Source organism: Mucilaginibacter pankratovii, assembly GCF_014773265.1.
Classification (GTDB): Bacteria; Bacteroidota; Bacteroidia; order Sphingobacteriales; family Sphingobacteriaceae; genus Mucilaginibacter; species Mucilaginibacter pankratovii.
This window is the reverse complement of record NZ_JACWMY010000016.1, coordinates 138,168-150,030: the sequence shown is the minus strand read 5'-3', so window position 1 is coordinate 150,030 and position 11,863 is coordinate 138,168. Positions and strand designations below refer to the sequence as shown.

The following is an 11,863-nucleotide window of genomic DNA, read 5'->3' as shown; positions in this document are numbered from 1 at the left end:
ACCGATAAAAGCAGGGCCCTGTGCGACTCCCCTCTTGAGAGGGGCGCAGGGGTGTGTTAGCCATAGCTAAAGTAATACAGTTCAGATGCAGACCTCCGATATCACCGACACCATCTTCCTGCAAGCTGTTGAAGCGATAGATTGCGGCGATATCGCGCTGCTTCAAAAACTAGTTGCGGATAACCCACGCCTGATTACCGATAGACTGCAAACCACCGAAGAAGGCTATTTTAAAGACCCATACCTGCTTTGGTTTGTGGCTGATAATCCCATCAGGCACGAGAAGCTACCCGCCAATATTGTGGATATAACCAATTTACTGATAGCCGCAGTAAAGGCTAAAGCGCCCGATACGGCGCAATACCAGTTAGATTATTGCCTCGGACTGGTAGCTACCGGCCGCATCCCACGGGATTGCAGCGTACAAATACCTATGATGGATGCCCTTATAAACGCCGGTGCTACACCCGGCGGCGGCATGGGCGCTTTAGCCAACGGCAATACCGAAGCCGCCAGTTACCTGATAGAACGGGGCGGCAAGTTAACACTGGGTGTTGCCATTGGTCTGCGCCGGATGGATGATACTGACCGCCTTTTGCAAACCGCTACAACTGATGAAAAACTGTCGTCGCTTACCGCCGCTGCTTTTTATGGCATGGCAGATATGGTGAAATTTTTATTGGACAAAGGTGTTGAGCCAAACGGCTACCCGGAGCCTAACAGCGGCTTCCATTCGCACGCTACGCCACTGCATCAGGCAGTATGGTCAGGTTCGCTGGAAACGGTACGGCTTTTGGTTGAAGCGGGGGCGGATTTAAATGCTGCCGATAAAGTTTACGGCGCTACGCCACTTGGCTGGGCAGAATATGCGCCATCGGAAGGCGGGGATGAGGCGGCTCTGCTAAACTTCGCGCAAATTGGTAGTTACCTAAAAAGCGCCGTTAATAAGGATGCAGATAGTTAATCACTTGTTTCATCTACTATATTTTTGATTGCCTGGTCTAATTCAGTCACACTATTTACTATCATATTAGTTATGCCCGCAAGATTATGGTCTACCTCCATACTGCCAAGTACATTGGCCAGCCCAAGGATATTGGCCAGCGGCCTGCGCACAACGTGCGATTGTATAAACCCTATATGATTCAGCTTGCCTGTTTTATCCTCAATTTCGGCCTTAGCATCTTCTAACTGGTGGGTTACGGCCACATGTTCGGTAATGTTGTGGCCCATGCAGAAGATTCCGTATGGCTGCCCATCGTCATCAAAAATGGCTTTAAACTCCCATTGGGTAACCACAAAACCACCTCTGCCATCGTGTTTGCGTAAGGTTGCCGGGAACAGCTTTCCCGGGTTCTCAAAACACTTGCCACCAACTTCACGGCAAATTTTAATATCATCGGGGTGCAGGGTGATGTAAAACGGTTTGCCTACCAAGGATTCGTTCAGAAAATCGAAATTGCGGTTGTAATGCCGGCTTACATGAATATACCGGTTATCCATCCCGATGATAAGCGAATAATAAAAATTAGATCGTTCTAATAAATTAATGGTCTCGGTAAATGTTTCCATAAAAGTAGCGGTAACAGCGGTGTTGGTTCAGTGTGAAAGTATTAATTTACCAAGGATTTTCCTAATTATATAAAACATTAACCGTTGTTTAAATAGTGGTAAACACCAGTCATCATAAAACTCAAATCAACCGGAAGCATTTTTTCCCTAACCTCTAATAAACAACCTCTAAACTCTAATCACTATCTTTAACCATCCCAATGCTTAAACTGTATATGCGTATAAAACGAATGCTCATGCTGATGGTATTGCCGCAGCTTTTAACCTTGTTGGGTTGTAAAACAAAAACCATGTATGGCAATAACCCCGAAGCAGGCAAGTACTATAATATAAACGGCATAAAAATGTATGTGGAAGAGTACGGCAGCGGCAAGCCCCTGCTGATGATCCACGGCAATGGCGGCGACATGAGTGCGTTTACAGAGAACGTGCCCTACTTTGCCAAAAAATATCGCGTGATACTGGCCGATAGCCGCGCGCAGGGTAAAACGGTGGATGCCAGCGATTCGCTGAGTTTTGAGCAGATGGCCGATGATTTCGCGGTGCTGCTGGATACTCTTAACGTGCCCAAAGCCTATGTGCTGGGCTGGAGCGACGGCGGTATAAATGCACTGTTGATGGCTATGCGGCACCCGGATAAGGTGATCAAACTGGCATCAACAGGTGCCAACATCTGGCCCGACAGTACCGCGCTTGACCCGCAAGGCTGGAAACAAAGCGAGAAATATTACAACGAAAATAAAAACCGCGTTTGGAAAACACCAAAAGCAAAGAATAGCTGGAAAATATTTATGCTCGACTGGAACCAACCTAATATTAAACTTGCCGAGCTGCAGCAGATAAAATGCCCTGCATTTATTATAGCCGGCGAGCACGATGTAATAGTTGATAAGCATACGCGCCTCATTCAAAGCAATATACCCGGCTCGCAATTGTGGATAGTACCCAACTCCGGGCATGGCACATTGATAGAACACGCAAAGGAATTTAACAAAAAGGTGGATGAATTTTTCGAAAAATAGAGGTATTTGTCACCCTTATTTCACAAATTAAATGTTTAAACACTTAATTTGAGCTAATGTCAAACCTTTATATATCTTTGAATCGTAAAAAATATTTAAACACAATTAAAAACAAAATGAAAAAGACATTATTATTAGCCGCTACTGCATTGTTGATGCAAACGGCCGTGTTCGCGCAAACCACCTGGAAGAATGATAAAGCACATTCGCATGTAACTTTCACCATCACCCACTTAGCGGTATCTGATGTTGATGGTACATTTAAAGATTTTGATGCAACCATTGTAGCCGCAAAACCAGATTTTAGTGATGCTAAAGTTTCTTTTGTAGCCCAAACAGCATCTGTTAACACAGAGAACGATCGCCGCGACGGTCACCTGAAAAGCGAAGAATTTTTCGACGTAGCTAAATTCCCAACCCTTTCTTTTGTAAGTACAGGTATTGCACCGGCTGGTACAGGCAAATACAAATTAACAGGTAACTTAACGCTGCATGGCGTTACCAAACCAGTTGTTTTTGATTTGGTTCACCGCGGTACCATCACCAACCCAATGAGCAAACAACCTGCAGCTGGTTTTAAAGTTACCGGTACTATCAAACGTTCTGATTTCGGTTTCGGCAGCAAATATGGTTCACCAATGCTGAGCGACGAAGTTGAACTGAGCGCAAGCGGCGAATTTGGCCAGGCTAAGTAATAAATTTTCAATCTACATAAAAAGCGCCCCAAGGATAACCCAGGGGCGCTTTTGTTATTTATGGTGTTTAGTTTTGTTTATTAGATGCGATTAAACGTCATGGTTTTGCCGATGAACTTAAAGTGCCAGTAGCCCTTTACCTTTAGCGCGCCATCTTTATTAATATAGGCCGAAGAATTCCAGTGCCTGCCATTTTGAGCATCGTATATTATGCCGTCTTCCCATGAATTGCTGTCGGGGTCGTAAACCAATTTTTCAAGCACGTTCATACCTAATAATTTGCGGCTGCGTAAAGCGGGGTTCGGGTTATGCTTGTCGGTGCTGGTTTCCATTGCTTTTAGCCCGTCGCCATTATTAAACCAAACAATTTTGGCCCTAAACTCGCTGTCCTCCTTATAAACCTGCACTATTAAATTTTTGTCCTGGTTTTGCCATTTACCGCAGATCTGCTCGTCGGCAGCCAGTGCGGCAACCGGCGCTTCGCCGCTGTTGACGGTGAATAGCAGCAAGCTAAAGAAGCTTAGTAAAAACGCCTTGCTCATAAAAAACTTCCGGTATGATGTGTATTGCAAACAGCACAATTGTAATGCCAAAGAACTGCGTTGCTGCTGCTATTGTAATTTACGTTTTTTTTAAGCGTATCGCTACATGTTTTTGTGTACAAGTGTATGGCAAAGCAAGCAGGCGGCGTTGTCTGGCCCCGGGTTATAAGAAATCATCGAATTTGCAGAATTTTAAAGTTTGAACATACTTGCAAATGCTGTCCATTCAAAACGCGTTTAATCCGGTTTAGGCATATCCACGCAAACGTTGTCGTATAAAAACTTTCTTGTTGAGTTACCCGCGCTCAACTTTCTTCTATATTTGAGATGTAAACCAATACATCTCCTGTTAATGAAAAAACCACTGCTGCTATTGCTGCTGCCACTGCTTTCGTTATCCGCGTCGGCCCAACAAAAAAACATATATCATAAAGGCTGGGTAGATTTTAACAAGAACGGCAAAATGGACGTTTTTGAGGACCCATCGCAAACCACCGAAAAAAGGGTGAACGATCTGCTAAGCCAGATGAACGTGGAAGAGAAAACCTGCCAAATGGCTACCCTTTACGGCTATAAACGCGTACTGAAGGATGAAATGCCCGTTCCCCGCTGGAAAACCGAGATATGGAAGGATGGCATCGCCAATATCGACGAGGAGCTGAATAACCTTACCTCCACCACGGATGATGCGCCTACGCAGTATTCATTCCCCTTCAGCAAGCACGCATCGGCTATTAACACCGTGCAAAAATGGTTTGTAGAAGAAACCCGCATGGGTATCCCTGTAGATTTTACCAATGAGGGTATTCATGGTTTAACGCATGATCGTGCCACACCGTTGCCCGCACCTATATCCATCGGTGCCACCTGGAACAAACAACTGGTGCGCCGCGCCGGCCAAACTGTTGGTCGCGAAGCAAAGGCCCTGGGTTACACCAACGTATACGCGCCGATATTAGATCCCGCACGCGATCAGCGCTGGGGCCGCGTAGTGGAATGCTATGGCGAAAGCCCTTTTCACATAGCCGAGCTGGGCAAGCAAATGGTTTTGGGCATACAGGAAGAAGGGGTAGCATCTACGCTTAAACATTATGCTGTTTACAGCATACCAAAAGGCGGCCGCGATGGCAGCGCCCGTACCGATCCGCATGTGGCGCCGCGCGAGATGCACCAGATCTATTTGTACCCATTCCGCAGGGTGATACAGGAGGCGCACCCAATGGGGGTAATGAGCAGCTATAACGATTATGATGGCGTGCCTATCACCGGTAGCTATTACTTTTTAACCCAGCTGCTGCGCCAGCAATTTGGCTTCGACGGCTATGTGGTGTCTGACAGTGAGGCGGTGGAATACCTGTACTCTAAACATAAAGTGGCGGGAGATTATAAAGAAGCGGTAAGGCAGGCTGTGGAAGCCGGTTTGAACGTGCGCACTAATTTTACCATGCCTCAAACTTTTATATTACCGCTGCGCGAACTGATCAAAGAGAACAAGATCTCGATGAAGGTAATTGATGCCCGCGTGGCTGATGTGCTGCGAGTGAAGTTTCGCCTTGGATTGTTTGACGACCCATACGTGAAAGACCCTAAAGCCGCCGATAAGCTGGTGCATACCGCTGCCGACGAACAAATGAGCCTGCAAATGAACCGCGAGAGCATGGTACTGCTAAAGAATGAAGGCAACCTGCTGCCGCTGGATAAAAGCAAGCTGAAGAATATTTTGGTTACCGGCCCACTGGCGGTGGAATCTAATTATACCATTAGTCGTTATGGCCCATCGCACAACCCAATCATTAATGTTTATGATGGGATAAAGAAATACGTGGGCAGCAGCGCCAATGTAACCTATTTAAAAGGCTGCGATATTGTTGATGCTACCTGGCCGGAGAGCGAGATCATAGAAACACCGCTAACCGCTGCCGAACAGGCCGGTATCGATTCGGCAGTTGCACAGGCACGGTTATCTGATGTGGTGATAGCCGTAGTTGGCGAAGATGTACGCAGGGTGGGCGAGAGCCTTTCGCGCACGGGGCTGAACCTGCCCGGCCGCCAGTTAAAGCTGATACAGGCGCTACAGGCAACAGGCAAGCCGGTGGTAATGGTGATGATAAACGGGCAGCCGCTTACTATTAACTGGGAAAATAAATACGTACCCGCCATTTTAGAGGCCTGGTTCCCGAGTGTGCAAAGCGGGCAGGTAATTGCCGAAACACTTTTTGGCGACAACAACCCCGGCGGTAAACTGGCCATCACTTTCCCGAAAACTACCGGGCAAATAGAGTTTAACTTCCCCTTCAAACCCAACTCGCAGGCCGGGCAGGGCGGGCAAAACAGCTGGGGCAAAACCAGTGTTAACGGCGCGCTCTATCCTTTTGGCTATGGGCTGAGCTATACCAAATTCGAGTACAGCAATCTAACGGTATCGCCGGAGAAAGGTAATTCACAAGGTGATGTAACGGTAACGGTAGATGTAACCAACACCGGCGCCCGCAAAGGCGATGATGTGGTGCAGCTGTATCTTAAAGATAACATCAGCAGCGTAACTACCTACGAATTCGATCTGCGGGGCTTCGAGCGAATTGCGCTGGCACCCGGCGAAAAGAAAACCGTGCAGTTCACCCTCCACCCGGATGACCTCGCCCTGCTGGATAAAAACATGAACTGGACTGTAGAACCCGGAACGTTTACCGTAATGATAGGCGCGTCGTCGGAAGATATTAAGCTGAAGAAGGAATTTGTGGTGGAGTAGAGGAGAAAGCTGAAAGGTAAAAGGTTTTTTATGGTGGAAGTGAAATTTATAGTTGAAGAAACATCTACCGGGTTCTCCGCTTATGCGGAGAACTTGCCGGTTTACACAACGGGCAAATCAATAACGATGTTGCAATTTAATATTGAGGAAGCTATGAGCCTGTATCAGGAAGAAGTTGGTGGGAATCATATCGATATCATTATTGAAAACTCTTCCACTTAATTGTGATGTCCCCTCAGGGTCTCTTTGAAAAAGGACCCTGAGGGGATGTTTTAATGCCAGATTCCGTATCTTTCGATCCTAAACTGTTCATCATCACCGGAAATATCATGGCTGCATCGTTTCACTTCCTGTTCGAGATAGTTAAGATAGCGCTGCTGTCTGCGGGATATTCGGCAGTGTTATTTTTATTCCTTGATGTGATTGCTAAAATGCCAAAACTCAAATTCAAAAAGGTAAGTTTTTTTGCCATTTACAGAATCGTAGCGATAATTTTATTTGTGTTTATGTTCACTTATTATGGCGACCATGGTTTAGGAGATGAATCGCGGATACCTATAGGAAACGGCAAAAGTGTTTATGCGTCCGATGGTTATCCTTATCTTGAGATGCCCGGCCATTCAGTACAATTAAACATCGGAACATTTTCAATATCAGGCGATATTATCTGTGCGAAAGCGGATTCAGGTATATTGTACTACAATTTAAAAAGCGATAAAGTAGTAAGATTTAAAAGAGAGGCAGCATATATGACATTTGCCGATAAGTATAAGTTGCCTTTGCCTGATGAGTTTGAAGATTTCTACAAACATTACAGCGAATATTGGGACGGCTGGCGGTTTTGGCTATTGCCATAACTCACCCCAAACATTTCTCCTCCAAACTCCTTTTAAAAGCATGAATAATGACTTGATACTGGAAGATAACTGGACGGGTGGCGAAGGTTCAAACGCCGAAGGCATACCCGTAATGGTGCGTTACCGCCAAAACCTGCGAGGATTTATGGAGAGCGGCGACTATCCCACAAAAATTGAGATCCACTGGAGTTATGATACCGACGAAGCTTCGGAAATGCCTGCACCCGGCGAAGCCGATGTAATAGATAATTTTGAAACGGCACTGATCTACGCCCTTGAAAGCGACCGGCAAAGCATCCTCGCATCGGTAATAACCGGACAGGGAGAAAAACGCTGGGCTTGGTATACATCCAATGCCGAAAGCGCGCAGGAGCGCATCGATACCGTTCTGTTCGATTTCGAAAGGCTCCCCATCACCATCGCCACAACCGACGACCCCAACTGGGATGATTATTTTGCTTTTATTGCCGACTTTGGCGGAGCAGCGTAGGACATTGGTTCATTGGTTCATTGGTTCATTGGTTCATTGGTTCATTGGTTCATTGGTTCATTGGGCTTATGTTAAGTAAGTTTTTATCTTTGAAAAATCGGTGTTGAACTGTGGAATCAACCAATAATCGGTGAAATCACAACAAATCGGTGTAATCAAAGCAATATGGAAACTATTACTACCCGCGAAGCCACTTTGGCTGATATGGATGCGCTGCTTGAGTTTGAGCAGGGCGTTATAGCTGCCGAGCGCCTTTTCGACCTCACTATAAAGCCACACCCCACCAAGTATTACGATCTCGACCTGATGGTTACGGCGCCGCATATTCACCTGGTGGTTGCAGAGCTGGATGGCCGGCCTATTGGCAGCGGCTACGCGCGAATACAAACCTCCAAGCTTTTTTTAAATCATCCGCAGCATTGCTATTTGGGCTTTATGTACGTATTGCCACAGCACAGGGGCAAAGGCGTAAATAATTTAATAATGCAGGAGTTAAAGAACTGGGCCATCAACCAGGGCATAACCGAATTGCAGCTGGAAGTTTATTACGACAACGCACCCGCTGTAAAAGCTTACGAAAAATCCGGCTTCAGTAAAAATATGATCCAGATGCGGATGGGGCTTTAAATCCTGCTATTGTAAATTTACCGGGTATCGGGTAAGTATCAGGCTTGCATGTAATATCTTTATACTACAGCACTAATCTTTACCTCATATGAACTTCGCAAAATTTGCTTTTACCGATGGTATTAAGGCCCTGCAGGAACAATACGGCAGTCGCGATGCTTACGCCCGTATGGAGGACCGCACGGATACAGACGGATTAACCGAAGCTGAGGCCGATTTTATCGAAAGCCGCGACAGTTTTTATATGGCCAGCATTGGTGAAAATGGCTACCCCTACATTCAGCACCGCGGCGGCCCCGCAGGTTTTATCAAGGTGATCAATTCCGGTACGCTTGGCGTGGTTGATTTTAAAGGTAATAAACAATACATATCGGTAGGGAATGTACTTGCTCATCACCAGGTTTCGCTATTCCTGATGGATTACCCGCATAAAACCCGCTTGAAAATATATGCCGATGCGCGCATCATCGAGCTGGCTGATGAGCCGGCGCTGTTTAAATTATTAGATCCTTCCGATTATAAACATACGCCCGAGCGCATGATCCTGTTTGATGTAAAAGCCTTCGACTGGAACTGCCCCCAGCATATTACGCCCCGCTATACTGAAGATGAAATAAAACGCGCTTTTGCCCCGCAAAACGAATACGTGTTAAAACTGGAGTATGAGCTGGAAAAGCTAAAAAAGCAACTGGCCGATACGAAATCGTAAATGCCGTCAATAATAAACTGTTTATTGCTTAGTAAAATACTGTGTGCGTTCATAGTGTACGCGGTAGTTTTTACCGTTTATGCTGTAAGCCGAATTGGTAATAATGGTCCCTTTTAATTGTAGGTCGGGCCCACTCAGGGCCACTATCTCATAATCCGTAGGGTTTAAACGCACTATCTGGGTGTTGATATAATCGTGTCCGTTTTCGGTATGCAGGCTGTAAGTGTGCACCAGCGACACGTTGTATTGCGCGTCAAAGGAGGTTACCGAGCCCGAGCCGTCAAAAGTAAGCTCGGTTTCTAAACCGTGCAGGTAGCTCACCCGGGTAAGTTCAATATCTGTAGCATTATCAAATATCACATCCGTAGTAAGGTTGGATTTCCAATGGCCTTTTAAGCTGGCGTTGGTATCCGGCGCGGCGCTTTCCTTTTTGCAGGAAAACATAGTTCCCGCCAGGATAATCATGAGAAAGATCTTCTTCATCGGGCTGCGTTTTGGCCTTAATTGGTAACGTAAATATATCATTATTTAATTAGGGGCTATACTTATTAAAAATAGCGGGGCTAAATGGCTATGTTATCAACGATGATGTTGTACTTTGCCGCATTATTTTTAATTTTATCAAATTATAAACCCCTAATTAATAAAACCCGAACATTTATACTGAATGGAAATAAAAAGTAATGGCGTTAAAAGCGGCTGGTTGAAAAATATGATCATTAAACGCTTGTATTTTGATAATGCAATGTCGTGTGCCGGGTTAAGCCTGCTTTTTGATAAAAGCATCCCCTCCATAACAAAAGCCATAAACGAACTGATAAAAGAAGGCTTTGTGGTAGAAGAAGGTTACGCCCCCTCCAGCGGTGGCCGTCGCCCTTTAATGTACAACATCAACGCCAAGGCCATGTATATTTTGGCCGTAGCTATGGATCAGCTTTCGGCGCGCCTGCAACTGATAGATCTGCAAAATAACCCGGTTGCCGAAATGGCCACCGTTGATATAAAACTGCTGAATAACGAAGACGCGCTGCCCACACTCATTAGCAGCCTAAACGATTATGTGGCCGAAAGCGGCATCCCTAAGAATAAGATAGCGGGTATCGGTATTGGTATGCCGGGTTTCATCAATGCAGTGGAAGGCATTAACTATACCTACCTGGATGCCGGCGGACAATCGCTGAGCGACTACATCTCGCAAAAAACGAACATTGCCACATACATAGATAACGATAGCAGTTTGATTGCCCTTGCCGAGCAAAAATTTGGTATAGCCAAAACGCAGCAGGAAGTTATGGTGATAAACCTGGGCTGGGGTATAGGGCTGGGGATGATCATCGATGGTAAGATCTTTCGCGGGTATAACGGTTTCGCGGGCGAGTTGAGCCATATCCCTTTATCAGACGATGGCGCGCTTTGTACCTGCGGTAAACGCGGCTGCCTGGAGGCAGAAGCAAGCATGCTGGTAGTAGCCGAAAAAGCTGAAGAAGGGATCAGAGAGGGCCGTGTAACCAGCCTGAAAAGTACCGATGGCAACTTTAAACAGATGGGCGATGCCCTGATGGATGCCGCCAACCAGGGCGACCAGTTTGCGCTGGAATTGCTTTCAGACGCGGGTTATAAGATCGGTAAGGCGCTGGCGATCCTCATCCATATTATGAACCCGGCCAACATTGTTTTAAGCGGCCGCGGGGCCAAAGTTGGTAAAATACTATTGGCGCCCATACAGCAGGCCCTGCATAAATATTGTATCCCCCGCCTGGCATCCGGTACCGAGTTGTTGATATCCTCCTTAGGTTTTGATGCGGAACTTATCGGCGCGGCTGTTTTGGTAATGGAGAATTTTGATAAAGAAGTTAAGGCAAAGTAGTTATTGATGAGTAGTTAGTTAGCACTCACTATTTGGCAGCAGGCAATTCAATTCATGCTTAACTATTAAACCGTTACACTATCACCAGGTTCATAGATCTCGATAAACTCGATGCCCGATTTAGCAAAATGCCTAACGTAATTCTGAAAGCGCGACTTTACAAAGAACGGTTTGGCAAAGCCATCGTGCACGGGGAGAATACGTTTTGGTTTTACTTTATCACCAAAACCGGCAATGCGCAGCTCGTTGGCAAAGGGAGCCATGGTTACCAGCAGTAAAAGTTCTATGTCATGGTATTGGGTAAGCTTGTCCTCCATAGAATCTACCGGGTGTAGCACCTTGTCGTTAATAAGGAAACCGGTCATCTGCGGGATCGGGTTATCCAGTAAAGGTTCATGCACCACGGGGATAGCCTTCAATTTAAACGGACCGATCTTGTAAATACCCTCCTCTATCAAATTATAATTTAAGCCCGATTTTTGGATAACGGTACCTACTTCCATATTAGTGTATATCGGGGCCTTACTAAGCGCTACTATCTTCTTCAGGTTCTCAATATCTAAATGGTCCGGGTGGATATGGGTGATAATAATGCTGTTAACATCTGCAAACATTTCCGGCATTACAATGCCTTCGGCAAAGGTAAAGTTTCCCGGGTCAAACAGCAGTTTGTGACCGTCCAGTTCAAATAACAGGCAGGAGTGGATGTATTTGGATATTTTCATAGCAGCGA

14 protein-coding genes are annotated in these 11,863 nt (G+C 45.9%); 10 read left to right on the top strand and 4 right to left on the bottom strand.

The genetic code is table 11. From position 1 onward, the window contains the following. Nucleotides 1-85 precede the first annotated feature (85 nt). Nucleotides 86-964 carry an ankyrin repeat domain-containing protein gene (locus tag IDJ77_RS25285; RefSeq protein WP_191191776.1) on the top strand — a complete coding sequence of 293 codons (879 nt, stop codon included), beginning with the start codon at nt 86-88 and terminating at the stop codon, nt 962-964. On the opposite strand, the gene IDJ77_RS25280 is transcribed toward IDJ77_RS25285, so the two are convergent. Then, nucleotides 961-1,572 carry a PAS domain-containing protein gene (locus tag IDJ77_RS25280; protein ID WP_191191775.1) on the bottom strand — a complete coding sequence of 204 codons (612 nt, stop codon included), beginning with the start codon at nt 1,570-1,572 and terminating at the stop codon, nt 961-963. The two genes, IDJ77_RS25285 and IDJ77_RS25280, sit on opposite strands and share 4 nt — an antisense overlap. A gap of 200 nt (nt 1,573-1,772) precedes the next feature. On the opposite strand from IDJ77_RS25280, the gene IDJ77_RS25275 reads away from it, so the two are divergent. Both IDJ77_RS25275 and IDJ77_RS25270 read left to right on the top strand, forming a co-directional pair. Next, on the top strand, nt 1,773-2,594 hold the full coding sequence (locus tag IDJ77_RS25275; protein WP_224751229.1) for an alpha/beta fold hydrolase: 822 nt from the start codon (nt 1,773-1,775) through the stop codon (nt 2,592-2,594). Nucleotides 2,595-2,710: 116 nt separating this feature from the next. Further along, complete coding sequence (locus tag IDJ77_RS25270) at nt 2,711-3,289, top strand: YceI family protein (protein WP_191191774.1); 579 nt, start codon at nt 2,711-2,713, stop codon at nt 3,287-3,289. Nucleotides 3,290-3,369: 80 nt separating this feature from the next. Here the strand turns inward: IDJ77_RS25270 and IDJ77_RS25265 are convergent, their stop codons facing one another. Next, a complete protein-coding gene (locus IDJ77_RS25265; protein ID WP_191191773.1) occupies nt 3,370-3,831 on the bottom strand; it encodes a DUF2147 domain-containing protein in 462 nt (153 codons plus the stop codon). Between the two features lie 352 nt (nt 3,832-4,183). On the opposite strand from IDJ77_RS25265, the gene IDJ77_RS25260 reads away from it, so the two are divergent. The 6 genes from IDJ77_RS25260 to IDJ77_RS25235 all read left to right on the top strand — a co-directional run bounded on the left by IDJ77_RS25260 (nt 4,184) and on the right by IDJ77_RS25235 (nt 9,263). Further along, nucleotides 4,184-6,580, top strand: coding sequence for a glycoside hydrolase family 3 N-terminal domain-containing protein (locus IDJ77_RS25260; protein ID WP_191191772.1), 2,397 nt, complete (start codon nt 4,184-4,186; stop codon nt 6,578-6,580). 30 nt (nt 6,581-6,610) lie between these two features. After that, entirely contained in the window at nt 6,611-6,802 is a 192-nt protein-coding gene (locus IDJ77_RS25255; RefSeq protein WP_191191771.1) for a hypothetical protein, read from the top strand. Nucleotides 6,803-6,855: 53 nt separating this feature from the next. Continuing rightward, the gene (locus tag IDJ77_RS25250; protein WP_191191770.1) at nt 6,856-7,437 is read left to right on the top strand and encodes a hypothetical protein; all 582 of its coding nucleotides are present in this window, start codon (nt 6,856-6,858) and stop codon (nt 7,435-7,437) included. A 40-nt stretch (nt 7,438-7,477) separates the two neighbouring features. Next, nucleotides 7,478-7,927 carry a DUF695 domain-containing protein gene (locus tag IDJ77_RS25245; RefSeq protein ID WP_191191769.1) on the top strand — a complete coding sequence of 150 codons (450 nt, stop codon included), beginning with the start codon at nt 7,478-7,480 and terminating at the stop codon, nt 7,925-7,927. A 165-nt stretch (nt 7,928-8,092) separates the two neighbouring features. Beyond that, complete coding sequence (locus IDJ77_RS25240) at nt 8,093-8,554, top strand: GNAT family N-acetyltransferase (protein ID WP_191191768.1); 462 nt, start codon at nt 8,093-8,095, stop codon at nt 8,552-8,554. An 88-nt stretch (nt 8,555-8,642) separates the two neighbouring features. Continuing rightward, a complete protein-coding gene (locus IDJ77_RS25235) occupies nt 8,643-9,263 on the top strand; it encodes a pyridoxamine 5'-phosphate oxidase family protein (RefSeq protein WP_191191767.1) in 621 nt (206 codons plus the stop codon). A 21-nt stretch (nt 9,264-9,284) separates the two neighbouring features. On the opposite strand, the gene IDJ77_RS25230 is transcribed toward IDJ77_RS25235, so the two are convergent. Beyond that, on the bottom strand, nt 9,285-9,746 hold the full coding sequence (locus IDJ77_RS25230; RefSeq protein ID WP_191191766.1) for a hypothetical protein: 462 nt from the start codon (nt 9,744-9,746) through the stop codon (nt 9,285-9,287). 184 nt (nt 9,747-9,930) lie between these two features. Between IDJ77_RS25230 and IDJ77_RS25225 the strand changes: the two genes are divergently transcribed. Beyond that, nucleotides 9,931-11,130 carry an ROK family protein gene (locus tag IDJ77_RS25225; RefSeq protein ID WP_191191765.1) on the top strand — a complete coding sequence of 400 codons (1,200 nt, stop codon included), beginning with the start codon at nt 9,931-9,933 and terminating at the stop codon, nt 11,128-11,130. A 65-nt stretch (nt 11,131-11,195) separates the two neighbouring features. On the opposite strand, the gene IDJ77_RS25220 is transcribed toward IDJ77_RS25225, so the two are convergent. After that, nucleotides 11,196-11,855, bottom strand: a complete 660-nt coding sequence (locus IDJ77_RS25220) for an MBL fold metallo-hydrolase (protein WP_191191764.1) — start codon at nt 11,853-11,855, stop codon at nt 11,196-11,198. Nucleotides 11,856-11,863: the final 8 nt, after the last annotated feature.